The organism is Thermococcus coalescens (genome assembly GCF_055392585.1).
In genome coordinates, this window is record NZ_AP043764.1 from 1,246,217 (window position 1) to 1,272,198 (window position 25,982).

Here is a 25,982-nt window from a genome sequence, read left to right on the forward strand (position 1 = left end):
CGAGTCATCTGAAATAATTTGGAATATCCGCGAGTGCAGTTCCGGTTTCTCCATTGTATCTGGTGTAGTCCACTCTGGCGTATGCGACTTTTGAGGTTATCCTAATTTGTCTGTACCAGTTCTTCATTCCCTTCGCCGTGGCTGTTCCATGAACCGTGTCGGTGAGGATCCTCTGGAATTTTCCGTCGCAGACAAGGACTTGTCCGTGGATTCCGGCCCACACCCACTCGTCCTGACTCCACTCCCTGACGTCGCTGTTATGGTCTGTGGGAGTCCAGCAGCTTTGGGTCGAAACGCTCCCTGCGGCATTCACAAGGCCGATCAATAGTCCTCCTACTAGGAGGACTCCGAGCAGCACCCCACGCTTCATGGTAGCACCTCCAAAATGGGCATTAATAATAACGCCAGAATCCTTAAAAGTTTTACTGTATGCTGGAGTCCGTATTACAGTCGGCGATTATAAACTCGTCCGTTTACCCCACTATAGTAACACGGATTCGGGATCATACAGGCGCGCGATGAGAAACAAGAATACGGATAGTGGGATCTTTTAGTGAACCCGCTGAATTTGGAACTGACCTAAAGCTCCCCCTTCCCCTCGAAGAAGGCCTCAAGCTCCTCGTCACTTATCTCTTCATCGACCTCAGTATAGCCAAGTTCCTTTTTCTGGAGGTCTATGAGGCCCGGCGTCAGGAGAAGCTTTCCGTCCAGCTTCGGAACCGCGTAGTGGAGCGTTATCTCGCTGAACTCGTCGAGCCTTATCGTGGGGTTGAGCTCGTACTCTATCTCCTCTAGCCGCTTTCCCTCCGCGATGAGCTTCGCCACTATCGCCGAGCCGTCTATGGAGAACTGTACGCTCCCGATATGTCTCGCCTTGGCGCCTTCGATCCTCTCGGTTATGAACTTCTTGGTCTTCCCCGTGAACTCGAAGTCGCCGAGGATTCCCCCAACGACGATTACGCTGTCATCCTCAATGTCCTCGGGCTTCAGCTCCTCCTCCGCGAAGGGGTCGAGGATTATGAGCTTTGACCTGTCAAAGGGGAACTCGGTTACGCTCTGGGTTAAAACGCTCCCCAGCTTCGCGAGCTCCTCCCTTTCGTGCGGCTCCACGTTGGTGAATATCAGCCTCTCCCGCCACCACTCGCTCGCGTGCCTGTACTCCAGCAGAACCCAGTCGCGCAGTTCCTCAAGGTGTTCTATCAGCAGGTACGGCATGAGCACCACCGGGCACGTTTTTGGGGAGAACCTTAAAAGTCTGCCGACTTCCCGGTTCTGTCCAGCAATGGTTTTAACCCCCGACGGGAAGTCTGGGCTATGAGCTTCAAGGAAAAGTACGCGAGGCTCGGCGAGAGGTACGAGAGGATAGACGGCCCTCTGGAGAGGTTCTTCGACCCGTTGAGGAGGAAGGCCGCCCGGTTCGTCTCGGGGAAGGTTCTCGAAGTAGGTGTAGGGACCGGCTTCATGCTGCCCTATTACCCCCGGGACATCGAACTGCACGCGATAGACGCCGTCCCCGAGATGCTCGAGGTGGCGAAGAAGAGGGCCAAAGAACTCGGCCTGAACTCACACTTCTACGTCATGGACGCCGAGAGGCTGGAATTTCCGGACGAGAGCTTCGATACCGTGGTTTCCACCTTCGTCTTCTGCACAATCCCGAATCCGGAGAGAGCCATGAAGGAGATCCACCGCGTCCTGAGGCCCGACGGAAGGGCTGTGTTCCTAGAGCACACGAAGAGCGACTGCAGGCTCATTAACTGGCTCCTCCTCAAGCCCCTTGATCTGTTCCTCGGCTGGCTCATAGAGGACAACACCCTGAGGGAGACGCACAGGCTCGTGGAGAAGTACTTCAATGTGGAGCACGAGGAGAGGCTCTACGCGGGCGTCGTGAGGCTTATCGTTGGGAGAAAAGAGGGATAAAACTTTTAAAGTTCGAAGGTTCCCTATATTACGGGCTGGGCTGAGCGGTGGTAGTCTAGCCTGGTCTAGGACACCGGCCTCCCAAGCCGGTAACCCGGGTTCGAATCCCGGCCACCGCACCATACTATTCTTGCGGACGTGACCCCTACATGGCTGACAAGGTTTCAAAACATCCCCAAATATAAAAATCCAAGATATGGCGCATACTGGACTTCGTTCTACCGTTCTTGCCAGGCTCCCGAAGTAAAAAGAGAAAAGCTCACTTCAGCTTCTCAAGGATGATGGCGGGGCAGACTTTGGTAACACCCTCTATCTTGCCTATCCTGTTGGAGATTATGTCGGAGAGATCCTCCCCGTCCTTGGCCCACACCTCGGCCATTATCATGTGGTCGCCGCTGGTGAGATAGACGCTCCTGACGAACTCAAACTCCCTGAGCTTGCTGGCAACGTCGAATATCTTCTCGGGAAGGGTGTCAACCCCGGTCAGGCTGACGAGGTTGTAGCCGAGCTTTGAGGGGTCAACGACAACGGTGTACTGCCTGATAACCCCGGCCTCCTCAAGGGCCTTGACCCTCTTCCTGACGGCCGTCTCGCTGATGCCCAGAACCTTGGCTATCTCCGTGAAAGGAGTGCGGGCATCCTTGGTGAGCATCTCGATTATAATCCTGTCTCTTTCATCAAGCATTTTTTATCACCTCTGTTCAATGTTATGCAGACTAAGTATATTAAGTTTTTGAACCTATTGGTTCTAAAGTTAAACCTTGAGTTTAAGTTTGACAACCATCTCCACGTGAGGCGTGTGGGGGAACATGTCAAGCCCCACAGCAGCGTCCAGGGAGTAAGCCCCTACCAGCTCATCGAGATTTGCCCTGAGGGTCTTTGGGTTGCAGGAGACGTAAACGATGCTTTGCGGTTTGTCTTTTAAGATTTTCCTTATTAGCCGGGGGTGCAGCCCCGCCCTTGGAGGATCCACGATTACCGTGTCGTATTTTGAAAGATTTTCGACATCCCTGTCCTCTCCGACGGTGAAGGTGGCCTCAACGCCGTTCAGCCGGACATTTTTATTGGCCATCTCCACGGCGAAGGGATTGGCCTCTATCCCCTCCACGCTAAAGCCCCGCTTGGCGAGGTATATTCCGAAGGTTCCGACACCGGAGTACAGGTCGAGCACCCTCTCGCCATCGACGAGCTCGGCCACCCGCCGGACTAGGTTGACTGCCTGATAGCTGTTGGTCTGGAAAAAGCTGTTCGGGTGGATCAGGTATGTAACGTCGTCGAGCTTCTCCCGTATAAACTCGGAGCCCCAGAACCTCTCAACATCGCCGTAGGAGACGTCGCTCTTGGTTCTGTTAACGCTCCAGTAGACGGAGGTGGCATAGTCGAAGTACTCAGGAAACTCCTCAGGAAGACTCCCCTCCGAGGTAACAAGGTTCACCATGAGCTCTCCCGTAAACTTGCCCTCCCGGACAACTATGTACCTCAAAAACCCCTCGTTCCTGCGGATCTCATACAGGCTCGGTTTAAAGTCCTCGATGAAGTCCCTCAGGGAGCGGAGAACCCTCCTGCTGGATTCGCCGAACACGGAACACCACTCGATGTCAACCGCGTCCCACCACGTACCGCGCCGTCTGAATCCAACGCCTTTTGTAGAGATGACAACATCAATGCGGTTTCTATGTCCATATATCACAGGTGACTGGATAACATCGACATCAAAACCCAAAATCTGAGATAACTTGTCGGATTTAAACCTGATCTGCTCCTCATAGGGGAGGTGCTGGAGCAGGCAGCCACCGCATATACCGAAGTGGGGGCACTTTGGCTCAGTTCTCACCGGAGAAGGCTTTACCACCTCAAAATCGGTTGCCACAAGGGTTCTCTTCTTCCTCCGCCATCCCCTTATTTCCACCTCGTCTCCGGGTGCGGTGAAGGGGACATGAACCTCCTTCTTTCCGAGTCTCACGACTCCCAGTCCCTCGCTATCAAGCCTCTCAACGACCCCGCGCATGATTCTCTCTTCAGCGGTTGCTTTATAAATCTGCCCTTGTACCTGTGCCAATCCCGTCCACAGAAGGTTTATTTAGGTGGTCGTGGTAATTATATACCGGTGCCCCCGATGTTCGGCAGGCGTAAGGATGTTGTTTATAAGGTCCTTGCCACCAAAAAAAGGGCCGTGGCGCTCCAGGCCCTGAGTGCGGAGCTTGAAACCCCAATGTCCGCGGTTCTCAAAACCGTTAAACAGCTTGAATCCGACGGTCTGGTGGAGGTCTTCTACGGCCGGGAGAAGGCTTCAATAATGGTCAGGGCAAAAACCATAGAGGACTTCATCTAACACCTCCAGCCATTTTTTAAATAACACATGAGCGGAGGCACGGGCAGTGGTATCAGTGGTGATAACCGGTAGGGGCGGCGCTGGAAAGACCACGATGACCGCCAACCTGAGCACGTACTTTTCCAAGAACGGATACAGGACGCTCGTCATAGACGGCGACCTGTACCTGCCCAAGCTTGCCTTTCATTTTGGGATATACAACCCGGTCTACAATCTTCACACCCTCCTGAAGAACCCGGACATGCGCGTTCTCAACGCCGTTTACCACGACGTCAACACAGGGGTTGACGTGCTTCCGGGGAGCTCAAGGCTGTACGACGTCATCGACCTCGACAACAAACGACTCAGGGACATCGTGAGGGAGATTTCAACGAGGTATCAGCTGACGATAATAGACTCGCCCGTCGGCATACCCTTCGACACGATATCGACCTTCCGGCTGGCCCAGTATCAGCTTATAATACTAGAGATAGAGCGCTGCCCGATACACTCGATTCACAGAATGGTGGAGAACGAGGTTATCAAGCTCAAGGCCCTTGGCGAGGCCTACGGGCTTAAGGTGGGGGTGATAATAAACAAGGTCAGGGAATCGTCCCACAACATCGACGACGTTGTGGACTTCCTTGAGTACAGCGTCGACGTCCCCGTCGTTGGGATAATCCCCTACGACTACAAGGTTCCGGAAGCGACGAACATAGGACGGCCGGTTCTTGACTACGCGCCCCACGCTCCGGCATCGAAGGCCATCCGGGAAGCGGGTGACGTTCTGAACGAGTGGATATTCGAAAAGAAGAAAGAGGGCATACTCCGCAGGTTATACGAGGCAATAATCTCATTTCTCCATCCCGGCAGAGTCCCTGCGGGCAAAAAGCTCTGAGACCGTGACAAGGGGTATGAACCTGTACTTCTTTTCTATTCTCTCGCCGGCCCCCTCTTCCCTGTCAACAACCACGCTTATGGCGGCTATCTCAGCCCCGGCATTCTCCAGAACCTCGGCGGCTCTCAGAACGCTCCCTCCTGTGGTCGTCACGTCCTCGACCAGGAGTATCCTATCGCCGGGCTTTACCTCCCCCTCGATCTGGCTCCCTGTGCCGTGTCCCTTGGGCTTCTTGCGGACTATGACGAGGGGCTTTCCGGCTTCCAGCGATAGGGCCGTCGCTATCGGTACGGCCCCGAGTTCCGGGCCGGCGACGCGGTCGAACTCGATGCCGAGGGCCTTGGCCTTCTCCGCCATCAGCCTCGCGATGAGCCTCAGCGCCTCAGGATTGGTGGAGAGCTTCTTGACGTTGATGTAGTAGTCGCTCTCCCGCCCGGAGGTGAGTACGAAGCGGCCAAAGAGTATGGCCCCCTCCGAGAAGAACATGTCGATGAGCTGGCCTTTCATATCCCCCATTTTGGACACCTTTGTGTAAATTTTCCTGCGAGTCACGGGTGAGATACACACGGAGTTTAAAAAGGTTGATGCCAACTTTAATAAGGCAGGACGGTGGAGAAAATACCATGCTCACACCGGAAAAGGTCATCGAGTACTACTTCGGAATAATAACGGTGGTCGGAGGCCTCTCCGTTCTGCTGGCAGTCAAGTACACCCTCCGGAGGTGGCGTTCCCTTCCAGAGAGCGGCTGGAAGGTTCAATCCTTCGCCCTCGGAGTGCTCGGCCTTATCATGGCTTCGATCCTAGAGGCGCCCCTCCTGTTCCTCAAGACATGGATTGCGCTGGCCTTCGCGGCGGGGATAGTAGAGGAGTCCGTAAAGCTCCTGCCCCTGAAGTTCTTCGGGCGCTCGCCGGAATGGGAGAAGTGGAGGCTGGTCGTAGGAACTGGACTATTCCTGGGTGTCGTGGAGGGCGTCTTTTACACCGCGGGAATCTTCGTCCTTAACCAGCCGGCGTACCTCGTTGGGGTCAGGATCGTCCTCATGGGACTGCACACCATCTGGGCGGCCATTTCCGTTGGCTTCCTGCTCGGCGAAACCGGCTGGAAGCGCTTCATAGGGCTGGCCTTTTCGATGGCCGCCCACACCCTCTACGACCTCCCACCGCTGGCCGTCGCCGACGGCTACTCCGGAACCGTTGTGGCGTATCTGGCCGGACTGTCAGCTGGCTTTCTCCTCGTGACACCGCTCATGGCAAAGAAGGCCGCCGAGCTGGCCGGGAGGCTGGCCCCGGGGGGATGTGAGGGGCGGGAGGAAGTGACGGAGAACATTGAAGGGAGGGAAGAAGAGGTCACCTCTTAGCCTTGAACCTCTCCTGGAACTCGTAGAGCTGGGCTATGCGCTCGATGGTGTCCGCCTCCTCGGGGCTCTTGTCCTCCCTTAAAGCGACGTAGCGCGGGAAGCGTAGGGCAAAGCCGCTCTCGTACTTCGGACTCTTCTGTATCTCCTGGTAGGTGACCTGGATAACTACCTTGGGCTCTATCTCGACGTACTTGCCCTCCTCGCGGACTATGAGGGGCTTGAGCATCCTGGTGAACTCGGCCAGGTCCTCGTCGGTGAAGCCGCTCCCGACCTTTCCAACCGGCACGAACTCGCCGCTGTGGGGGTCAAAGGCCGCAACTAGGAAGGAGCCGAGGAGGTGTGCGCGCCTTCCCTCGCCCCACTCCGCGCCGACAATAACTAGGTCGAGGTCCTCCATGGTCGGTTTTATCTTGAGCCACTTCTTGCCCCTGTTTCCGGGCTCGTAAACCGAATCCAGGCGCTTCGCCATCAGCCCCTCGTGGCCGAGCTCAAGGGCGCGCTGGTAGAAGGCCTCCGCCTCGTCGGCCTTTGCCGTTACCAGCTGCTCGGCCAGCTTTATCCGGTCATTCTGGGAGATTATCCCCTCCAGCCTCTTCCTGCGCTCGGAGAAGGGGGTGTCTATCAGCCCCTCACCGTCAACGTAGAGGACATCGAAGAGGTTCAGCTCAAGGGGGATCTTCTCTATCATCTCCTCGATGTTGTACTTCCTCCTAAAGCGCCTCAGCACGTACTGGAAGGGCCTGGGCTTTCCTTCCTCACCCACGGCAACGAGCTCGCCCTCCACGATGGCCTTTTCAGCCGTTATGCTCTCCAGAACCGCGTCAACGACCTCGGGGATGGACTTCGTCACGTTCTCCAGCCTGCGGGAATAGATAACGACCCTATCACCGTCCTTGTGAACCTGAACGCGCGCGCCATCGTACTTTATCTCGAACGCCGCCTTTCCATCCATCTCGGTCAGTGCTTCCTTCACGTTGGCCGCGTTCTGGGCGAGCATCGGCCTTATGGGCTTGCCCACCTGAATCCTGACCTTTGAGAGGCCTTCGTTGCCCTCAAGCTTGGCCACCCTGGCGACGTATCCAAAGTCGCTCGTGAGCATGTAGGCCCTTTCGACGAGCTCGGCCTTGACGCCAAAGGCGCTCGCTATGGCGTCCCTCATGAGCCCCTCGGCAACGCCTGTTCTCATCGTTCCGAGAACCGTCCTGGCGAGGTACTTGCCCTCCTCTGGCCGGGCGTCCATGAAGAGATTTGCCAGGTACTTCAGCTTTCTGTCCTGGCTTCCCGAGCCGGACGCCTCGGCTATCTTGATGAACGTGCCGTAAACGCGCTTAATCGTGAGGGGCTGGGAGAAGAAGCTCTTCTGCCTTTTCTTCCGCAGGGCCAGGGCAACGCTCTCACCGAGGTCGCCGGTGTCTCTCACGGAGTTCTCTATCTCCCGCTCGGGGACACCGGTGGCCATGGAAACCGCCTTTATGAGGAGCTTCTCGCCGACACCGAGTTCCCTTTCGTCCCAGTCAGGGAAAACCTTTCCAAGAATGAGGTACGGTATTATCTCAAGGAGCTCATCGGGGGTTTTCTTTAGAAAATCGGAGACAAATCTCGTCTTGAGGGTCTTGAGGGTCGTTTTTTCAAGACGTCTGTAAAGGTCGGCCAGTTCGGCGTATTTCATATTCACCACCCTGGATAGGTTAGGAAGAAGGGAGATAAAAGGGTTTAGCCGACCCACCTTCCTACCACCGGCCTGCCACCGTGGATTCCGGTCACATCGTAGGGCAGACCGAGGTCGGCCAGCAGGCCCTTTGCCTTTTCAAGCTCATTCGCCCTTACGAGGGCAAAGAGACCCTGCCCCAGCATTATCATGGAACTGGGATTCCCGAGCACCCGGTCAAGCTCCCTGGCCAGCTCAAGAAGGTCTCCCTCCAGGAGGCCTGTTTTTTCGGCGAATTCCCTCGCCAGAACCATCATCCTCTCCGGACTCGGCTCCCGGAGGAGCTTCCCAAGTGCCTCCCTTCCCCAGAGCTCTATAGCCTTCACAACGTCACCGTCCAGGACTTTCCTCGTCGAGAGCCTTCCAAGAGGGACTACGAGAACCCGATAATCCTCAAAGAAAAGGTTGTCGACAACCCCGATCCCCGGACCGCCGGCCTTAACGCGGACCTCTATCCCTCCGGCGAGCTGGGCTATGACGTCGCCGAGGCCGCCCCTGTGGACGACCTCATGCTTGTGCGCTATCTGGCCAGCTTTAAGCCAGGTCCCGCCGAAGGTGTAGCTCAAAGCCAGGGCCGTGCCCAGGGCGCCGCCGGCGCTGTTGCCGAAGCCGTATCCGTTCGGGAAGTCGAAGTACTGCCAGATTTCAACTTCCCCACGGAAATCCCGGGGAACGAGTTCATCCGCGACGGAGTAGCTTATGATCGCCCGTTTCTTTTCAACAGGCTCACCGTTGAAGGCAACGTGGATGTGCCTCTCAAGCGTGCCCGTCTCTATGCTCGCGAAGACGTTGACGCCCTTGTCGAGGTTCACCCCCGCCCCGAGGGAGCCGGCTTTGAGGGGGTCATTGTGAAAGGCCGGAACGAAGAACGCCGTTATATGCGCTGGGACAAAGGCCCTAACGAGCACTCTCTCACCTCCGAGAAGAGGTTGAACGTTTGCCTTTTAAAAGTGGCGAGAAAAGAAAAAGGAAAGACTCATTCCTCTACCACGTACACCGGGACCTTTCCGTGCGGTATACCGTACTTCCTGCCGTACCACTCGCTGAGGAAGTACCAGGCCCCAACCAGGAGTATCAGACCGAGCGGCAGGAGGATCCACCAGCTGTGGACTCCGAGTCCGAAGAGGAGGTAGAGTATTATGCCGACGCCCGAGGCGGTCATTGCGTAGGGAACCTGGGTCGTGACGTGGTCTATGTGGTCGGAACCGCTGAACATCGAGCTCATGATTGTCGTATCACTGATCGGGGAGCAGTGGTCGCCGAAGATTCCTCCTGCGAAGACAGCACCGATTGCCGCGAAGACCTCCGGGCCGAGGTAGCCGGTAACGCCGTAGGCGAGGGGTATCGCTATCGGCAGCATGATGCTGAAGGTTCCCCAGCTCGTTCCGGTCGTGAATGAGATGAACATCGAGATGAGGAACACTATCAGCGGCACCCAGCTCCCGGTGACGCCGGCGCTCTTGGCGAGGTCGACGATGTAGGGGGCGGTTCCAACTGCGTCTGTCGCGCTCTTGATGCTCCACGCGAGCAGCAGGATGGTGTTGGCTATGATCATCTGCTTCATGCCGCGGACTATGGCGTCCTCGGCTTCCTCAATCGTCATCTGCCTGGTGACGAGCACGAGGAAGAAGGCCACGACAACCATCGCGAAGCTTCCCCAGAGGAGCGCCAGTGCCGAGTCAGAGTTTCCGAGAACTCCCATCAGTCCATCGGTGGCATAGACCTCGCCCCCACCGCCGGTGTACCACATGCCGTACAGGGTGACGAAGATGAGCGTCAGTATGGGCCATATGAAGATGTGGACGCTTCCCCCCTCCTTGGGCATACCGAGGTCAACTTCCGTGGTCATGAGCGGCTTCGCACCGTCACGGAGAACCTTCCCTTCTGTCCTGGCGCGCATCTCGGCCTGGAGCATGGCCCCGTAGTGCCTGTGGGTGAGCGCCACGATGAAGACGAGTATTATCGCCAGTATCGAGTAGAACCTGAAGGGAACGCTGTGGGCCCACGCACCGTAGGCGCCCCCAACAGACGCCAGGTCAACGTTCAGCTTGCTGAAGGCGTCCCCTATCAGGCCGACTTCGTAGCCTATCCAGGTCGAGACTATCGCCAGGCCGGCGACTGGCGCGGCCGTTGAATCGTCGATATATGCAAGCATCTCACGCGAGACCCTCGTCCTGTCGGTGATGGGCCTCATGGTGTTACCGACGATGATGGTGTTGGTGTAGTCGTCGAAGAATATGAGCACACCGAGGAGCCATCCCATCAGAGAGGCGCCGCGACTGCTGCGAACCTTGCTTGCGAGGGCGCGGCCTATCGCATACGCACCGCCGGACTTATAGATCAGCCCTACGCCGGCACCGATGAGGAAGTCGAACAGCAGTATCTTCACGTTCCAGTCGTCGGTGGCGTTCGCCACTATCCAGTCGAGGGTCTGGGTGGTTCCGGTCACTGGGTTCCAGCCGGAGACCATGACGCCTCCAATCCAGACACCGGCGAACAGCGCTAGGATAACCCTCTTCGTCCATATCGCCAGTATAATAGCCACCAGGGGTGGCAGCAGAGACAGTATTCCGAAATCCGACACGGTTTCACCCCCACCTAAATATCATGCCTTGAATTCTTGGATGGGTTATAAGCTTTCCTGAAGACTTTTTGACATAATGACATATTTTCGAAAATTTCATGGCTCCTTTCCATACATTTAAACCGAATTTTCTGCGTTCTGGTGAATACTGGTGTACCCCTGCATTAATGCATACTCTCAAGTACAATAATGCGCACCAATTCCATAAAAATCTTTCCCAGAAAAAGCTTCAGAAAAGAGTGTTTTGGGCTTAAAAAACGCTAAGTAGGGACGACTTACTCGGAAGAGTAATTGAAAAGCTGGGGTGATTTCATGGAGAGCCTCCGATGAGCTCCTTCAGTTTCAGGAAATCCTTCCGCAGTTCCTCCTTCAGCGGGGGACGGTAGAGGGCCACCGCCGGGTGGTACATCGGCATTATGACGAATTTCCCGAAAAGGGTGTTTGCCTCGAAGGTCTTCCCGTGTATCTTGCTTATCGGTTCGGCTTCGAAGCCAAACTTTTCGAGGATGTAGCGCATCGAGTGTCTGCCGAGGGGCACTATCACCTTGGGCCGGATTATGTCTATCTGCCTGTCGAGGTACGGGGAGCAGGCCTTGATTTCATCATCGGTGGGGTCGCGGTTTTCGGGGGGGCGGCACTTCACTATGTTGGTGATGTAGACCTCGTCCCTGGTAAGCCCTATCTCAGCCAATAGCTCGTCGAGAACCTTACCCGCCCTGCCGACGAATGGGAGGCCCTTCTGATCTTCCCAGTACCCCGGTGCCTCTCCGACGAACATTATTTCAGCACTGTAACTTCCGGAACCAGGAACGGCGTTCGTTCTGAGCTTTCCGAGGGGGCACCTCTGGCACGCCCTAATCCGCTCCTCAAGCTTTCTCATCGCCTCTTCCCTGCCCATGGGAACACCTCATTTCCTGAGTGCGAGAGTCTTCTGGGCGAGGTAGGCCTTGATGAACTCGACCCAGGCGGTGTAGTAGCCCTTCTCGTATTCGTCTCTGAACTCGTGTTCGAGTATTCCCTGGAAGTGCTCAAGGAGCTTCTCTGCCTTTTCCCGGTCGTGCTCGTTTATCAGCTGGACTATAAGCGCGTCGGTGTCGTTGTCCTTCAGGGCGCTCATGAATCCGTTTATGGCCTTTCCGTAGCCCCTGCCCCACTCGCCGGAGCCGGCCATCTTCTGGAGCTTCTCCAGGTGCGCCTTTGCCTTTGTGAAGTCCCTCCTCAGCAGGGCACGGAGGAACATTTCCATCCTCATTTCCCTCGCCGGCATCTCACCACCGGACTAAGTTTGAGGGTCTGCTTTTAACCTTACCCCTCTACCCAAGTATGGGGCATAGATATGCAGGAAAATCTTCATATTTACGCAAAAGTTTTTATACCAGATGATTGGATAAATGACCAAAGGCGAAAGTTGAAGAGGTGAGTAGCATGGCAGAGAGCGTTGGTGAAGTGCCCAGCGGTGAGAAAGAATTCGACCAGCTAACGAGGAGGATCAGGGACATAGTCGAGTTCCCGGAGATCAGCGAGGAGGAGTTCGAGGAGATGCTCAGGAAGGCCAGCAGGGCCTACGGCGCACCGCTGCCGCACAGAACGTATTCCCTCTGCCCGGAGACCAGAAGGGTTGTCCCCGCACTCGTCTGGGAGAAGGACGGTAAGGTATGGATAACGAAGCGCTGTCCGGAAGGTATGATAACCGACGTCTATTATGAGGACGTTGAGCAGTATTACCGGTTCCAGAAGTGGAAGTTCGATTTCAAGCTCATGAGCGCCAACGTTGACGCCTCGGGCGTCAACTGCCCCCTCGACTGCGGCCTCTGTGCGAGGCACCGCTCCCACACCAGCCTGCTCAACATAGTTCTGACCAACCGCTGCAACCTGAGCTGCTGGTACTGTCTCCCAAGGGACGAGGAAGTTCTCTTCAGGGTCCATGGAAAACCGAGGATAGTCAAAATGGAAGAGATAGCCGAACTCGTGGAGTTCAAGTACAGCGTGGAAATAGACGGTTTCTCAGGGGAATATGGAACGCCAGACTGGCTTGAGGTTCTCACCTTCAGGAATGGAAAAGCCGAATGGACCAAGGTAACCAAATTCCTGAGGAGGAAGCACGAGGGCAAGGTTTACAGGATAGTGACCCATACAGGAAGAACCATAAGAACTACTCCCGAGCATAAGTTCTTCGTTTACTCCAACGGGAAACTCGTGAAGAAGCGGGCCGACGAACTCAGGCCCGGTGACGAGCTGGTTCTCCTCTGGAACTTCAACGAAGAGGGTAAAGAATTCGAGATAGATCTCTTGGAGGCGTTCAAAGGGCTCCCTGACGAGGAAAAGAGAAAGGTCTATGTGAGGGGGATAAGCGGGCTGGACCTGTCACCGCTCAAGAAGGAATACGGCGATGCGGTTTACAGATGGAAGAACAGCAATTCCATGCCCCTAGATGCCTTCTACAAACTCAACGTGAAGATCAGTGGTGATTTAAGGCTTGGGAAAGACGGAACTTCTCATGAGCTCCCGTCCAGACTCAAGGTTACTCCCGAGCTGGCAAAGCTGATCGGCTACTTCATCGCCGACGGTCACTACACTGACAAGGACCTCAGGATAACCGTTGCCCACGAGGACGTTGAGAAGGAGATAATCGAGATCCTCAAAAGGCTTGGCTTATCGCACAGTTCGCTCGAGTGGAATGACAAAGCGAAGCAGGTAGTAATCGGTAGCAGGCTCATGAGGTTAGTCTTTAAGTATGCCCTTGGAATTCCGGAGAAAGCCGAGAACAAGAGGCTCCCAAGGGACTTCCTGAGGTTTTCATTCGAGGCTAAAGTTGCCCTTCTGAGCGGACTCTTCAACGGCGACGGTTATGTGGTTAGAGGAAAGAAGCACCTCAGTATCGGCTACGCCAGTGTCTCAAGGAGACTGATCAGAGACATGCTCTATCTACTGGCTTCTCTTGGAGTTTTCGCAAGGGTTTACACGGTTTCAAGAGAAAAAATGAAAAAGGCGAACCACAACCTCTACAAGCTCTACATAGCCGGCCAAGACATGGTAAGACTCGTGGAACTCCTCGAACTCAGGAGAGGCCACAGGGAGAGACTGGGGGAAATCGGAAAAAGGAAGCCTGCAATGGTTGAGCAGGTTGGAGACTTCTTCGTGGATACAGTAGAGAAGATCGAAACCGAAGAATACAGCGGCTACGTTTACGACCTCGAGGTCGATGCGGGAGAGCACGCTTTCGTTGCCGGTGATGGAATACTAATAAGCAACTGCTTCTTCTACGCCAAGGAGGGCCAGCCGATATACGAGCCCACCCTTGAGCAGATAAGGATGATGCTCCGCAATGCCAAGAAGGAGCACCCGATAGGTGCCAACGCCGTCCAGCTCACCGGGGGCGAGCCCACCCTCAGGGATGACCTCATAGAGATAATCAGGATCGCCAAGGAGGAAGGCTACGACCACGTCCAGCTCAACACCGACGGAATAAAGCTTGCCTTCGAGCCGGAGCTGGTCAAAGAAGTACGCAGGGCCGGGGTCAACGTGCTGTACCTCAGCTACGATGGAATGAGCCCCCAGACCAACTGGAAGAACCACTGGGAGATCCCGCTCATCTTTGAGAACGTCAGGAAGGCCAGCGGGCCGGGCATAGTCCTCGTGCCCACCACCATAAGGAACGTCAACGACCACGAGCTCGGGGCAATAATAAACTTCGGCCTCAACCACCTGGACATCGTCAGGGGCGTCAACTTCCAGCCGATTTCCCTCGTCGGAAGGGTTCCCAAGAAGGAGCGCCAGCGCTTCAGAATAACGATCCCCGGGGCCATAAAGCGCATAGAGGAGCAGACCCACGGTGCAATAGCCAGGGAGGACTGGTACCCGATCCCGATAGCGGGGCACATAGCCAGGTTCTTTGAAGTGTTCTCGGGAAGCAAGTACTACATGACCAGCCACTACGGCTGCGGCGCGGCGACCTACGTCTTCCTCGACAGGAAGAACAAGAGGGTCGTTCCGATAGGAAGGTTCCTCGATGTCGAGGGGTTTGTTGAGTACCTGGAGAGCAAGGCGGAGGAGATAGAGCACTGGAAGAGCATGAGCAGGCTACACAAGCTCAAACTTGGTGCCGAGATATTCATGAAGTTCAAGAGCTTCTACGACGAGAAGTACGCCCCGGAGGGGCTCGGAGTCCTTGACCTCATAAAGAACGCCTTCGTTCACGGCAACTACGACGCCCTTGGAAAGTTCCACATAAACTCCCTCTTCCTTGGAATGATGCACTTCATGGACGAGTACAACTACGACGTTGAGAGGGTTGAGCGCTGCGTCATCCACTACGCAATGCCGGACGGAAGGATAGTGCCCTTCTGTACCTTCAACGTGATCCCTGAGCTCTACAGGGACAAGGTGCAGGCCCAGTTCAGCTACACCTGGGAGGAGTGGAAGGCCATGCACCCTGACTGGGAGTACCAGAAGGACAAGTACATCAGGACGAAGGAGTTCGTTGAGCGGATGAAGAACAGCGAGCTCTACAGGAAGACATACATCGACATCGAGGACTACCTTGGGGTCATGGAGAGCAGGAAGTGAGGTGGTCGAAATGAGCGTCAGTCCGGACAAGATGCTCACGATGCTCAGCTTCAGGTTCGGAAACATAGACTGGGAAAAGGCCACGGCAAAGCAGTACGAGCTTCTGAAGGACGGGAGGATATGGAGGGCGTTCCTCAACGGATACTCCAAGAACGGCTTCGTGATATTCGACGAGAACGCACTTCCCAGGGAGGAGCTCCTGGAGACCCTGAAAGAACTGGAACCGGAGATAGTCGGAGAGGAGCGCATAGCGGTGAAAGAGCTCGTGGAATCCAGCTACTCATGGAACAACATCCTGGGTAGCATGGAATCATAAAAAGAAAAGGCTCAGCGAAGCTCTATTCTTACCTTTCCTTTCATGTCCTCTTTCTCCAGCTCGAAGCTGACGATTCCGCTGAACGAGTCCAGTTCAAGGATGTTCTTGCCGGCCTTGACGTCGAAGGTCTCGGCAACGGCCTCTCCGGCGGGAAGCGAGAGGTCGTACTCATAGACGGTCAGCCTGTTGTCGCCGCTCAGGTAGAGAACCATCCTCGGCTCACGGTAGCCGTCCAGCGGAATCCCTCCGAAGGTTCCACCGCCCATCTCCTTCGCCATGCCCGGCAGTGCCAGGGGCAGTGAGAAGCTCACCGCCGGCGGCCTTTCCTGGATTACCTTCTCGTCAAGGATGACTATATCCCTGTTCCCCGTGTCAAAGGGCGTCGCCTCGGTTGAGCCCGTGTTCGGGGTTGTGTTGGTGGCCACGAGGAGCCTTCCGTCCATCTTTTCGATGCTCGTAACCCTCGCCCCGAAGGCGCCGACTATCCTGACCATCGGCGGGGCGATGTAGAGGAGAACGCTGGGGCCGGTTATCGTGTTGGTCGTTGCCCATGTTAGACTTCCGTCCGGCCGGTAGAGGACATCGTGGTGGGCGTTGTAGGCCGTCAGTATCCCACCGCCGACGTTTACGGCGTTGACCCTGAAGGGAGCGTAGAAGGTGTAGAACTCGAAGAGGCGGAAGAAGCGGAAGTCTTCGCCCATTAGGGGGTTGCCGGCTATTATCCCACCGCGGACGAAGGCAAAGGCCCTGTTGTACGCGCTCGCCAGCGGGCCGTATTCTGGCCTTATGTACGGTCTCCCGTCAATGCTCTCCCCGGGTTTGAACGATTCCCACTTCCCGGTTATCAGGTCGAGGGCCCTTATCTCCCTCAGCCCAGAGGTGAAGTTGCTGCCGACGCCGAAGAAGGCCGCGTCGTGGACTACCGTCCCCCTGAGGGAAGGCTCGTGGATCAGGGGCTCGGCCTTCCCGGTTCTCCTGTCAAGGGCGTAGACGCCGAGGTTTGCGTGCCCGTCCTCCCTCGCGAGCAAAAGCCTGTCGCCGTACGGGTCGTAGAGTATATCGCTAACCTCCCCCGCCCAGTCCGTTTCATGGTGGATCGAGTCCTTCCAGAGGAGCCTTATTGAGCCGTTCTCCGTGTCGTAGACGTGGACGTGGGAGTACTTGTTGTGGAATAGTATCCTCCTGTCCTCCCTGTAAACGGCCGGGGCATGAACCCAGCCGCCGAAGTAGATGAACTCGTCAACCGTCTCAACCGCGTTGTAGGTGTCGCCGCCGCTCGTCGGGGAGTCTCCGAGGAGGGTGAAGTCGTAGGTCTTCTCTTCACCGGAGTTCACATCGACGAAGTGCGCCTCGGCCTCAAAGGCCAGCGTGAAGTAGAGCGTCCCGTTGTGGTATTTCAGCCCGAATATGCCGCCGCTGCCCCACTCCGGGCCGTACCTTGGAGGGAATCTATAGTCCCTGAGAAGCATGGTATCACCGGTAGTGCTATGTGCTCCGGTCTTATTGGTCTTTCGCTTTCGGGAGGCTTTTATACCACCTCACCCTAACTGAAAGCATGAGGCCCTACCGCGGACTGGCGATAATATTCGGCTTCTATGCACTGGGTGAGTTCACGGGCTTTGCCCTCAACCTGCCGATCCCGGGGAGCGTCCTTGGAATGCTGCTTCTCCTGGGCGCACTGCTCACGGGTCTCGTCAAACTGGAGTGGGTGGAGGGGGAAGCCGAGCTCTTCGTCAGGAACATGAGCGTCATGTTCATTCCCCCTGGGGTGGGAATAGTGACCTACCTGGGCCTCATACGGAGTCAGGCCGTCCCCATATTCGCCGCCCTAGTTCTGAGCTTCCTGCTCACGCTCGTCGTAACAGCGAAGACCGTTGAGTTCCTCAGGAGGGGGGAGGAATGAACCCGCTCGGGATAACGCTCACCCTCGTTGTCTTCTACCTGTTCTCGGAGCTCCACTCCAGAAAGAGGGCGTTCTACACGAACCCGGTTCTCCTCTCAATAATCACGATAGCGGTCATCCTGAAGTGGTTCGGGATCCCCTACGGGAGCTACATGGACAGCGCGGTCATCCTCAAATTCCTGCTCGGGCCGGCGGTGGTGAGCCTCGCCGTCCCGGTTTACAAGGGCAGGGAGACCATAAGAGCCTACGCAAGGGAGATAGGGGTTGGAATCGTCCTCGGTGGGACGACTGCAATCCTGAGCGCATTTTACATCGCCAGGCTCCTGGGCGGAAGTGAGGAAGTCCTCCTGAGCATAGCCCCGAAGAGCGTCACCACGGCCATAGCGATCGGCATAAGTGGAAAGATAGGCGGCATTCCAGCTCTAACCGCGGTTCTCGTGATACTCACCGGACTCCTCGGCAACGCCTTCGCCCCGGAGCTGCTCAGCCTCATCAGGGTCAGGGACAGAATAGCCAGGGGCTTGGCGACGGGGGTCAGCTCCCACGGCCTTGGAACCGCGAGGATAATACTGGAGGACGAGCTCGCCGGAGCGGTCAGTGGCCTTGCCATGGCCCTAAACGGGGTCTTCACGTCCCTGCTGCTTCCCTACCTAATCAAACTCCTCAAGTAGGCACTCACTTATCCTGAGCCGGTCCTTGGCGTCGAGGAAGAGCGTGAAGTCCCGTCTCGCGAGTCTGTCCTCAACAGGCGCGTGCTCCACGAGGAAGGCTATTATCTCGGCCGTGCTGTAGGGAACCTTGATTTTCAGCTCGTCGGCCTTCCTGAAGAGCCTCTCGGGAACCGAGAATATGTCCTCCCCCTTCCTCACCTCGACACTTATCTTCGAGTTTATCTGCTCCCATATGAGGAGAGTGTTCCTGGCCTTCTCGACCTTTTCAAGGGCGCGCCTCTCAAGGATGCTTATGTTGGCCCTGCTCGTTCCGAGCATCTCCGCTATCTCGCTCTGCTTAAGCCCCCTGGCTCGCAGGCGGAGGATCCTAATCTGCTGTTCGGTGAGAAAGCTCCGGTTCCCCATTTTAAACACCAGAGTTTAACACGGTGCTGAAGATTAAAAAGTTTTTCTCAAAAAGCTGGAGCGGGACAGTTGAAACGCCCGGAGAACACTAGGGACGAACTCCCGAACCGGAGAGGACTCGCAGGCTTGAAGCTCTCAGAAAAGGCCGTTAAAATTCTGGTGGTCCCGCGGCCCGGATTTGAACCGGGGACCTGCGGATCTACAGTCCGCCGCCGCTCCCAGGCTAGGCTACCGCGGGACCCTACAGGCAGCCCGTTCCATAATCCCCCGGGTAGGTTTATAAATTTTTCTCCCGAGGTAATTGGGGTGGGAACATGAAGCTCTATGAACCTGTTACACTCGCCATGCCGCTCGCGAAGGGAATCGGAGAGTTCATAAGGCGCGAGGGCAGGCTGCCAGGCGGTAACGAGCTCCGCGAGATGCTGAAAAGTTTTGGAATGGACGAGAGCTGCCTCGACCGGGGGCTGGCCCTCTACAGGAGCAGGTTCCTCACAGCCCTCGCCTTTCCGAGGGAAGGGACGCTGGTGGTTGACGTCATCTCCTCAAGCGGCGAGCTCAGCGATGCGCTGGAGGTCATAGCCTATAACGACAAAAAGCTCGGGGCATTCGTCGTCGAGATCCTGCCGAGCAACGACCTCGAATACGAGGGGAACATAGGGGTAGAGCCGGTGATAATAGACGAGAAGACCCTCGAACTGGAGAGCAACCCCGTCCTGGGCCACTTCGAGGAGGACGAGGGGGGGCTCTTCCTCGTCATAGACCGCGAGACCTACGGGCGCTGGAAGGGCGGGGGCGACGTTCACACCTGCCCCGTCTGCGGCGGCGAGCTCGCCTGGAAGGGGGAGAGGGCCTACTGTCAGGACTGCGGCTATGGGGTAAAGGTGGTGAAAAGATGAGCAGGGCGATAAAGACCCAGCTTGTTAAATACTCCCGTCTCGCCCATAAGCGGGGATTAACGGCGGCATTTGGTGGAAACCTGAGCATCAGAAAGGGGAACCTCGTCTTCATCAAGGCCACCGGGGCAGTAATGGACGAGATGACCCTGGAGCAGGTGGCGGTCGTGGACATGGGCGGGAGGCAGGTCTCGGGGGTAAGGCCCTCCTCGGAGTACAGGCTCCACCTCGCCGTTTACAGGAGGCGGCCGGACGTTAGGGCGATAGCGCACCTCCATCCTCCCCACGCGATAGCGGCCACCGCCCTAATCGAGTGGGAACTGCCGATAATGACCCCCGAGGCGGAGATATACCTGAAGAGAATTCCGATAGCCCCGTTCAGACCGGCCGGGACACAGGAGCTGGCCGACGTCGTGGCAGACGCGGTGCTCCAGTCCGACGCGGTACTGATGGAGAAGCACGGTGTAGTGACCGTCGGAAGGACTCTGAGAGAAGCGTTCTACAAGGCGGAGCTGGTGGAGGAGAGCGCAAAGCTCTGGCACCTCACCAGAAAATAGCGCTTCTTTTTTTATTCACAAGAAAGCGCAGGAAATGAGCGTAAAAAGAAAACGCTCACTTGACCTGCTCAAGGGCACCGAGGACTTCCCAGATGATCGTCCTCGTGTGCATCGGCATGTTCGGGTCCTCGCTTATCTCCTCGAGGATCGCTATCGCGTCGGCCGCCCTGACGGCGGGCTCCTTGCTCTCGTCGAGGAGGGCCTCGATGGCCTGCTCGGCGGCGCGCCTGATGTTCCTGGGGACAACGGTGTCCTGAACGACCTGCTCCTTGAGAACCTGCACGATCTGGCCGATGAGCTCGCTCATTCTATCACCCCCTTTTCTAAAGAATTGTTACTAAAACCTTCCCGGATTATCTTAAGCTCTCCTAACTAAAAAGCTTTTCGGTCAACGTCGAAACCGAAGGGAGGGGAGAGCCCGGACTAGAACTCCACACCCCTCCTCGCGAGAATCCCCCTCCCGTAGGGGTGCTTTACCTCCCTCATCTCCGTGACGTAGTCGGCAAGTTCAAACAGCTCCTCCGGACAGTAGCGGCCGGTCAGGACTAGCTCGGTGTGGGGTGCTTTGTTTTCGATTAGCTCCCTGACTTCCGCGACGTCGAGCATGCCGAAGCCGAGGGCGACGCAGATTTCATCGAGGATTACCAGATCCCACTCGCCGCTTGAGACGACCTCCTTAGCGCGCTGGAGGGCTTTTTTGGCGGCCTCTATGTCATCCGGTTCGGGCTTTCCGTGGACGAACTTGGGCAAACCGAAGGACTCTATAACCGCGCCACACTCCCGTATCCTCTTCTGCTCGCCGTAAACATCGGGTGCCTTCATGAACTGGAGGATCATCACCTTCCCTCCGGAGCCGAGCATCCTCACCGCGAGCCCAAATGCTGCGGTGGTCTTCCCCTTCCCGTTGCCGGTGTAGATGTGAACTAAGCCAAGCTTGTCTTTCCAGGACATGTTGGCTTCACCGGATGGATATAATCGCCAGGGTTTTTAGGGGTTTGGGCAAAGGTTAAATCATGAGAGAAAACAAGACTTAGCTTAGGTGAGGACAGGTGTCAGATTACTTCCTAGTGTCGCTCTCAAACCGGGAAAACCTAGAGCTGTGTGTAAAGTACAACCTCGCAGGTTTTACTAACAGTATAAATGGACTCTGGACGTTTTTTGACATAGAAGTTGGAGATTACATCTCATTTTTATATGGAGCCAGAGTGAGAAATCTGTATCGAGTCGTCAAGAAGGTTGCTTACAAGAATGCAGAGAAGCTTCCCCCTGGCCCCCAATAACATTCAGATCAAAACGAACGTATTATTTCCCGTTCAGACTGTTCTTAAGGCTGGAGCGAGAATTTAACGAACCAATGGTTAGGCAGGAATTCTCATACGTCGCAGAGAATCTGCTTTTGAGAGGGGGCTACAGGAAAACCCATTTCCAAGCAGATACAATCACGCTTTACAATGTTTCGGAGATGGGTACTCCATTTACTGGGGAGTCCGAGCACCTAGAGCTAAACACAGAGACGTTCGAGCCAAAAATTGTGTTTAAAAGGGAAAACCAAGTAGTCCCAGAGAAGTTCTATTTCAGGGAGCTTATCCTCCAGTCATTGGTGAGAAAGAAGATCAAAGAAACAGTCCTTGGAGATGCGTTGGAGTTTTTTGGAGTGGAGAGTCCTCCCAGCGAATTTGAGGCACTCAGCGAAAAGGCTCTCCCCGAAGGTTATGTGGACATATTTATTAAGCCACGACATCCTTCCACGAAGAACAAATACTTGCTCACAGAGGTCAAAACGGGGAAAGCTCAGAAAAAAGACGTTGAACAGCTAAAAAAATATGTAAAAGAGTTTGGGGATGAAACTGTGGGGGGAATATTGATAGCCAAAGACTTTTCAAAATTTGCTTTCAAGGATAACAAGATACTACCCGTCAGGTACCACTTTGAAGATTTAGATCCATCCAAGGAGTACAGCTATGAAGAGCTGTTGAAGATGCTAAAACTGGAGGTGTCAATATGAGAAAAAGACTGTTTATGTTTGTAACCCCTGATGGACTCACTTACTCATCCTCCCAAGTGTTATCTCCTGATGTTGACAACTTCCAAGTTCTAGGATTCGGGGAGGGAGAAGACGAGGAAGAAGCGTTCAGAGACTTCCTGCAGAGCAATAAGTGGGTCCTGGACATGCACTTCAACGAAGTTATCAGCGTAGAAGTAAAACACAGAATCCACGAAGGGCAGTTGTTTTATCTCTAAAGAGTATCGTACCTCCTAAAGTTTGTGATTATCCTTCGACCTCTATTTGCGAGACATCTCTCAAGAGCAAGACAATTAGGCACCTAACCTCTCAAATTTATCACTTAACGGAGATTCACCTTCTTGGGCCCCCGATGGTATAGTTAGAGTGAATTCTCGAGAATTATCCAAGCTAACAGGTTTTACATCCAGATGGAGCTTCTAAGGAAAATGCCCTTTTTAATCCGAACTTTATAATCAGAGAGTCACTAACTCAATCAAACTTTGCGAAGGAAAAGTTCTAGGGGTGTGGAGCGGAGCCCCACTACGGGGGTTTGAGAGTACAGGAAGCTTTTTCCGAAAGCTTCACCAAAAGAACTCCCTTCCTGCTGAACTGGCAGAGAATCAAGCGTGCACTCTAAACTTGCCTACAAAAACGGGTTTAACATTAAACCTGGGCTTGTTATACGTTTCACTTTTATTCTGGCGTCCTTTGGGCGCCTTGTTGAGAGTGAAACACTGCAAAACTGCCGATTAAAGAGTAAACCACTTGAAAACAGGCACTTTCAGAAGAGCACTTCATCTTTCCGTCAACGCTTTGCGAAGCAAAGGGATGTTATGGGGCCAGGGCCGGGATTTGAACCCGGGCTAGGGGATCCACAGCCTCAGAATGCTTTATTTGGGCAACAGAAGTTTCAAAAGCTACAAAACCAAAAAACAAAGAATTCCCTTCCTGCAACAATACAAGGAAATTCCAACGAGTCTGACAGATACATCATTACAAAAAAGCACGTGGACCTTTTGTTACTGGAATTAAAAGCGAACAACGTCGCCCAGCATCATCTGAACTTTGTGACAAGAACAGTAAAGAGATTCCTTGACACTACAACAAATCACGGCGAATACTGGTCTTTCACCGTCGAAGACTTAATTTCGCACCTTCAGAAGATTCAAAAACAATATTCGCCATCATTCTACCGAAAAAATGTGACGTACCTCAAAAAGCTCTTCAGGATTGCAGGAATTCCTCTCGAGAACCATCTCAAAACTCCTCGATACATCGGCGTTGATATGACAGTCATCACATTAAGAGATGTCCAGAATTTGGCGAAAACAATCCAGAAACTCCAGCTGGCACGAGATCCAGAGCTCTCAGACTTGATCGCCAACAAAATGATTCTCGGACTTCTGATAATGGCAACAAGCGGTTTAAGAGTGTACGAACTTACGAGCTTGCCCCTCTCCTACATTGATATTACCAAGCGCATAATAAGTGTCCCACCAGAAGTTGCCAAGACTGGCCAACCGAGGGTGACCTTCATCACTCCCGAAGTTCAAGCACTGCTGAGAAAATACGTTAAAAAATACGAGCCAAACCCCAATGAGCCGGTCATATCTTACTTCAGCCTTGAAAAGCCATTTATCCGAAAACAAGAGCTTGCAAACCAGCCAATCAGACCGAAACACATGAGAAAGTTCTTCTCACAGGAATGGGACAGACGAAACGGCAACGCAACGGTCAAAAAACTCCTCATGGGCCACTCCATACGAGGAGACATAAATGCCTTTCACTACTCCCACCATACGCCAGAGAGCCTTCAAAGGGTTTATGACAAGGTCTTTGGGAAATTAAAATTCAATGTGAAGCTTTTGTAGGCCCTCTTTGACTTTTTCTTTATCAATGTTGAAACCGTAGTGAACAACCCCTCACAAGTGGTGGATCATCACTTTGGTAAAGCGCCAGATAACTGAAAAGCCTGGATTACTGCAAATCTCCGTTTTGTTCATTTTTGAGAAAATATAAAACAAGAGAGTATCCTCAATAACTCATCCAGTAATCCTGGGGTATGTTCTCTTCAGAGCGGAGTATATTAATTCCATTCTTTCTCTCAGGAATTCTTCATAATTCTCCAGTTTCCAGAGGTCTGGATCCAGGGGGATGAAGTGTTTCTCCAGGGTGCTCTCGCTCAGACCGATTTTTGATATGTATCCTCTGTCTTCTCCGGAGTATCTCTGTGCGTCTTCATTGTGAAGAGGTAGATCACCAATTTCAGAGTTCATGTGTTTGTCAATGAGGGTTATATTGCCCAGATTGTTTATTGCAATCTCCTTGTCTGTTGGATCATCAATCACCAGATTCTGGTTAAGGAATTCCTTCGGGAATATATGGTGGCGGGCAAGGTCCTTGTAAGGAACTCTTGTAATTGGGTGGCCGGCCCAATCATCGGCGCCATTCTGAGCCATGAGGAGATAAAGAATGAACAGATACTGCCTTCCGCTTCTCTTCAACACATTCACATTGCGGCCCCTCATAAAGTGGTCTTTCTTAATTTTTGTCGGGTATTTCCTCTGTTCAACATTCCTTAAGAGTTCGTGATATGGAAATACGCCACTACTTTCAGTGATTACCCTCAAGTCTGCTTCAAGTTTTGAGTCGGGACTGGTGGAGTAGTATCCGATGAAGTTTAACAGAATGAACCAGTGTTTTATCTTGTCAATCTCCTCAGGGGACAGATTGTTAAACTCGGTGATGTTTTCAGTGTAAAAGTACTTTGCGAGTGGGACCAGTGTTTGTTGGGATGGAAGGAGCTGGGCACTTGGTAGTGGCAGTTCTCTCTGTATAAATCTGACTGCAAGTTTAAACGCATTAACCGACTTGTCCAGTGTTGGTTTTATTTGATCGGCTGGATACTTGGCGAGTGTGTCAAGACTTGAGGCAAATCTTTCAACATGAGAGATTTGGGACTGACCAAAACCAAAGTTTGAGAGAACCAGTCTGATAAGTGGCTGAATTTGAATCTCAAAGCCAGTATCTCTTATTTCCTTGTAGCTCGTGTATATGGTATCCCGTATCAGCCCACCCATTTTTCCAGCAAGAAGGGAAAGCATGAGCTCGACGTTTCCAATGCGTACTCCTTCCTTATTTATTCGTATGAAGGCCTGAGCCATTTCCATTACAGTTTCTGGGTCTTCTCTGGTCGTACTCATGATGTAGACTGGAATCTTGTATTCAAGAATCCGCTTGATAATTGGTTCCGCTTTTTTGATGTAGTCTTCACTGTATTTGGCAATAAGCTTATTGTAGATCTGCAAGGAGCTCATTCCAGGCTCTGCAAAGACTTTGAGTAAAAGAGAAATATCAATCCCACGTTTGTCGCTTTTGTACAATCTGTAACCGCCATGGGGGGTTGGATAAAGTGAAATTGGTTCGAGAGATATCTCTTCTCCGTTTCTCTGAATCTTCCACTCATTAAAAAGTAGTAACAATGACGTTAACCTCTGCTGTCCATCAATAACGTAGTAGTAATCACCACCATTGTCTCCATCCGTATCAATAAGTGGAATGGAGAAAGGATCACCTTTAATGAACTCTTTATCTGATGGCTTCCATAATATTATTGCACCAATCGGGTATCCTCGGATTATTGAATCAATAAGGGACTTTACATCGTCTTCGTCCCAGACATAATCCCTCTGGAAAGATGGGAGATAATAATTGTCTCTCTCAGTTATGTTCTCAATAAATTGCTGGATTGGCCACACTTCTGGCTTGAGAAAGATCTTCATGGGGAACCACCTTGAATATTTTCGCAACCAATGTTTAAATTTGTTTCCCAAATATAACGAAATTAATCAAACCCTGTTTGACCATCACATAAAAAGCAGCAAAAAATA

29 protein-coding genes and 2 tRNA genes are annotated in these 25,982 nt (G+C 53.8%); 15 read left to right on the plus strand and 16 right to left on the minus strand.

Annotated elements, in window-relative coordinates; genetic code table 11:
* Positions 1-4: 4 nt before the first annotated feature.
* Entirely contained in the window at positions 5-370 is a 366-nt protein-coding gene (locus ACZ5M3_RS06865) for a hypothetical protein (protein WP_464838953.1), read from the minus strand.
* Between the two features lie 209 nt (positions 371-579).
* The gene (locus tag ACZ5M3_RS06870) at positions 580-1,215 is read right to left on the minus strand and encodes a hypothetical protein (protein WP_464840796.1); all 636 of its coding nucleotides are present in this window, start codon (positions 1,213-1,215) and stop codon (positions 580-582) included.
* Positions 1,216-1,314: 99 nt separating this feature from the next.
* On the opposite strand from ACZ5M3_RS06870, the gene ACZ5M3_RS06875 reads away from it, so the two are divergent.
* Together ACZ5M3_RS06875 and ACZ5M3_RS06880 are read left to right on the plus strand one after the other, a co-directional pair.
* Entirely contained in the window at positions 1,315-1,917 is a 603-nt protein-coding gene (locus ACZ5M3_RS06875) for a class I SAM-dependent methyltransferase (RefSeq protein WP_464838954.1), read from the plus strand.
* 44 nt (positions 1,918-1,961) lie between these two features.
* Positions 1,962-2,039, plus strand: a tRNA-Gly gene (locus tag ACZ5M3_RS06880).
* Between the two features lie 137 nt (positions 2,040-2,176).
* Here ACZ5M3_RS06880 and lrpA read toward each other — a convergent pair.
* Both lrpA and rlmD read right to left on the minus strand, forming a co-directional pair.
* Positions 2,177-2,602 (minus strand): HTH-type transcriptional regulator LrpA, encoded by a 426-nt coding sequence (lrpA, locus tag ACZ5M3_RS06885; RefSeq protein WP_464838955.1) that lies wholly within the window; start codon positions 2,600-2,602, stop codon positions 2,177-2,179.
* A 69-nt stretch (positions 2,603-2,671) separates the two neighbouring features.
* A complete protein-coding gene (rlmD, locus tag ACZ5M3_RS06890) occupies positions 2,672-3,925 on the minus strand; it encodes a 23S rRNA (uracil(1939)-C(5))-methyltransferase RlmD (RefSeq protein WP_464838956.1) in 1,254 nt (417 codons plus the stop codon).
* 108 nt (positions 3,926-4,033) lie between these two features.
* Between rlmD and ACZ5M3_RS06895 the strand changes: the two genes are divergently transcribed.
* Together ACZ5M3_RS06895 and ACZ5M3_RS06900 are read left to right on the plus strand one after the other, a co-directional pair.
* Complete coding sequence (locus tag ACZ5M3_RS06895) at positions 4,034-4,249, plus strand: ArsR family transcriptional regulator (RefSeq protein ID WP_297092947.1); 216 nt, start codon at positions 4,034-4,036, stop codon at positions 4,247-4,249.
* Positions 4,250-4,295: 46 nt separating this feature from the next.
* The gene (locus ACZ5M3_RS06900) at positions 4,296-5,126 is read left to right on the plus strand and encodes a MinD/ParA family ATP-binding protein (RefSeq protein WP_464838957.1); all 831 of its coding nucleotides are present in this window, start codon (positions 4,296-4,298) and stop codon (positions 5,124-5,126) included.
* Here ACZ5M3_RS06900 and pyrE read toward each other — a convergent pair.
* Positions 5,082-5,642: an orotate phosphoribosyltransferase gene (pyrE, locus tag ACZ5M3_RS06905; RefSeq protein WP_464838958.1), complete on the minus strand. Its 561-nt coding sequence runs from the start codon at positions 5,640-5,642 to the stop codon at positions 5,082-5,084. The two genes, ACZ5M3_RS06900 and pyrE, sit on opposite strands and share 45 nt — an antisense overlap.
* 107 nt (positions 5,643-5,749) lie before the next feature.
* Here pyrE and ACZ5M3_RS06910 point away from each other — a divergent pair, with 107 nt between their 5' ends.
* A complete protein-coding gene (locus ACZ5M3_RS06910; protein ID WP_464838959.1) occupies positions 5,750-6,484 on the plus strand; it encodes a hypothetical protein in 735 nt (244 codons plus the stop codon).
* Here ACZ5M3_RS06910 and ACZ5M3_RS06915 read toward each other — a convergent pair.
* The 5 genes from ACZ5M3_RS06915 to ACZ5M3_RS06935 form a co-directional block, all read right to left on the minus strand.
* A complete protein-coding gene (locus ACZ5M3_RS06915) occupies positions 6,474-8,153 on the minus strand; it encodes an ATP-dependent DNA ligase (protein WP_464840797.1) in 1,680 nt (559 codons plus the stop codon). The genes ACZ5M3_RS06910 and ACZ5M3_RS06915 overlap by 11 nt on opposite strands.
* 44 nt (positions 8,154-8,197) lie before the next feature.
* Entirely contained in the window at positions 8,198-9,100 is a 903-nt protein-coding gene (locus ACZ5M3_RS06920; RefSeq protein WP_464838961.1) for a pantoate kinase, read from the minus strand.
* A 68-nt stretch (positions 9,101-9,168) separates the two neighbouring features.
* The gene (locus ACZ5M3_RS06925) at positions 9,169-10,776 is read right to left on the minus strand and encodes a Na+/H+ antiporter NhaC family protein (RefSeq protein ID WP_464838962.1); all 1,608 of its coding nucleotides are present in this window, start codon (positions 10,774-10,776) and stop codon (positions 9,169-9,171) included.
* Positions 10,777-11,086: 310 nt separating this feature from the next.
* Complete coding sequence (gene udg / locus ACZ5M3_RS06930) at positions 11,087-11,674, minus strand: type-4 uracil-DNA glycosylase (RefSeq protein WP_464838964.1); 588 nt, start codon at positions 11,672-11,674, stop codon at positions 11,087-11,089.
* 9 nt (positions 11,675-11,683) lie between these two features.
* The gene (locus tag ACZ5M3_RS06935; RefSeq protein ID WP_464838966.1) at positions 11,684-12,043 is read right to left on the minus strand and encodes a hypothetical protein; all 360 of its coding nucleotides are present in this window, start codon (positions 12,041-12,043) and stop codon (positions 11,684-11,686) included.
* Between the two features lie 158 nt (positions 12,044-12,201).
* Between ACZ5M3_RS06935 and tes-int the strand changes: the two genes are divergently transcribed.
* Together tes-int and ACZ5M3_RS06945 are read left to right on the plus strand one after the other, a co-directional pair.
* Positions 12,202-15,342, plus strand: coding sequence for a tetraether lipid synthase Tes, intein-containing (gene tes-int, locus ACZ5M3_RS06940; protein ID WP_464838967.1), 3,141 nt, complete (start codon positions 12,202-12,204; stop codon positions 15,340-15,342).
* A 10-nt stretch (positions 15,343-15,352) separates the two neighbouring features.
* Positions 15,353-15,658, plus strand: a complete 306-nt coding sequence (locus ACZ5M3_RS06945; protein WP_464838968.1) for a DUF3213 domain-containing protein — start codon at positions 15,353-15,355, stop codon at positions 15,656-15,658.
* 11 nt (positions 15,659-15,669) lie between these two features.
* Here ACZ5M3_RS06945 and ACZ5M3_RS06950 read toward each other — a convergent pair whose 3' ends face one another.
* Complete coding sequence (locus ACZ5M3_RS06950; RefSeq protein ID WP_464838970.1) at positions 15,670-17,127, minus strand: DUF2139 domain-containing protein; 1,458 nt, start codon at positions 17,125-17,127, stop codon at positions 15,670-15,672.
* Between the two features lie 86 nt (positions 17,128-17,213).
* Here ACZ5M3_RS06950 and ACZ5M3_RS06955 point away from each other — a divergent pair, with 86 nt between their 5' ends.
* Both ACZ5M3_RS06955 and ACZ5M3_RS06960 read left to right on the plus strand, forming a co-directional pair.
* Entirely contained in the window at positions 17,214-17,561 is a 348-nt protein-coding gene (locus tag ACZ5M3_RS06955) for a CidA/LrgA family protein (protein WP_464838971.1), read from the plus strand.
* A complete protein-coding gene (locus ACZ5M3_RS06960; RefSeq protein WP_464838972.1) occupies positions 17,558-18,232 on the plus strand; it encodes a CidB/LrgB family autolysis modulator in 675 nt (224 codons plus the stop codon). The genes ACZ5M3_RS06955 and ACZ5M3_RS06960 overlap by 4 nt, the downstream gene beginning before the upstream one ends.
* Here the strand turns inward: ACZ5M3_RS06960 and enfR are convergent.
* A complete protein-coding gene (enfR, locus tag ACZ5M3_RS06965) occupies positions 18,212-18,637 on the minus strand; it encodes a transcriptional factor EnfR (protein ID WP_464840798.1) in 426 nt (141 codons plus the stop codon). The genes ACZ5M3_RS06960 and enfR overlap by 21 nt on opposite strands.
* A gap of 160 nt (positions 18,638-18,797) precedes the next feature.
* Positions 18,798-18,875 (minus strand) — tRNA-Tyr (locus ACZ5M3_RS06970).
* Between the two features lie 76 nt (positions 18,876-18,951).
* Here ACZ5M3_RS06970 and ACZ5M3_RS06975 point away from each other — a divergent pair.
* Positions 18,952-19,533 (plus strand): hypothetical protein, encoded by a 582-nt coding sequence (locus ACZ5M3_RS06975; RefSeq protein ID WP_464838973.1) that lies wholly within the window; start codon positions 18,952-18,954, stop codon positions 19,531-19,533.
* On the plus strand, positions 19,530-20,087 hold the full coding sequence (locus tag ACZ5M3_RS06980) for an aldolase (protein WP_464838974.1): 558 nt from the start codon (positions 19,530-19,532) through the stop codon (positions 20,085-20,087). Before ACZ5M3_RS06975 ends, ACZ5M3_RS06980 begins: the two co-directional genes overlap by 4 nt.
* Positions 20,088-20,142: 55 nt before the next feature.
* Here the strand turns inward: ACZ5M3_RS06980 and ACZ5M3_RS06985 are convergent, their stop codons facing one another.
* Positions 20,143-20,394 (minus strand): UPF0147 family protein, encoded by a 252-nt coding sequence (locus ACZ5M3_RS06985; RefSeq protein WP_014013138.1) that lies wholly within the window; start codon positions 20,392-20,394, stop codon positions 20,143-20,145.
* Between the two features lie 116 nt (positions 20,395-20,510).
* Entirely contained in the window at positions 20,511-21,038 is a 528-nt protein-coding gene (gene cobO / locus ACZ5M3_RS06990; RefSeq protein ID WP_464838975.1) for a cob(I)yrinic acid a,c-diamide adenosyltransferase, read from the minus strand.
* A gap of 98 nt (positions 21,039-21,136) precedes the next feature.
* Here cobO and ACZ5M3_RS06995 point away from each other — a divergent pair, with 98 nt between their 5' ends.
* From ACZ5M3_RS06995 to ACZ5M3_RS07010, 4 genes are all read left to right on the plus strand, one after another.
* A complete protein-coding gene (locus tag ACZ5M3_RS06995) occupies positions 21,137-21,367 on the plus strand; it encodes a hypothetical protein (RefSeq protein WP_464838976.1) in 231 nt (76 codons plus the stop codon).
* A 74-nt stretch (positions 21,368-21,441) separates the two neighbouring features.
* Positions 21,442-22,092: an endonuclease NucS domain-containing protein gene (locus ACZ5M3_RS07000; RefSeq protein ID WP_464838977.1), complete on the plus strand. Its 651-nt coding sequence runs from the start codon at positions 21,442-21,444 to the stop codon at positions 22,090-22,092.
* Positions 22,089-22,328 (plus strand): hypothetical protein, encoded by a 240-nt coding sequence (locus ACZ5M3_RS07005; protein ID WP_464838978.1) that lies wholly within the window; start codon positions 22,089-22,091, stop codon positions 22,326-22,328. Before ACZ5M3_RS07000 ends, ACZ5M3_RS07005 begins: the two co-directional genes overlap by 4 nt.
* Before the next feature lie 597 nt (positions 22,329-22,925).
* Positions 22,926-23,963, plus strand: coding sequence for a tyrosine-type recombinase/integrase (locus ACZ5M3_RS07010; RefSeq protein WP_464838979.1), 1,038 nt, complete (start codon positions 22,926-22,928; stop codon positions 23,961-23,963).
* 171 nt (positions 23,964-24,134) lie between these two features.
* Here ACZ5M3_RS07010 and ACZ5M3_RS07015 read toward each other — a convergent pair whose 3' ends face one another.
* The gene (locus tag ACZ5M3_RS07015) at positions 24,135-25,874 is read right to left on the minus strand and encodes a GmrSD restriction endonuclease domain-containing protein (RefSeq protein ID WP_464838980.1); all 1,740 of its coding nucleotides are present in this window, start codon (positions 25,872-25,874) and stop codon (positions 24,135-24,137) included.
* Between the last annotated feature and the right edge of the window lie 108 nt (positions 25,875-25,982).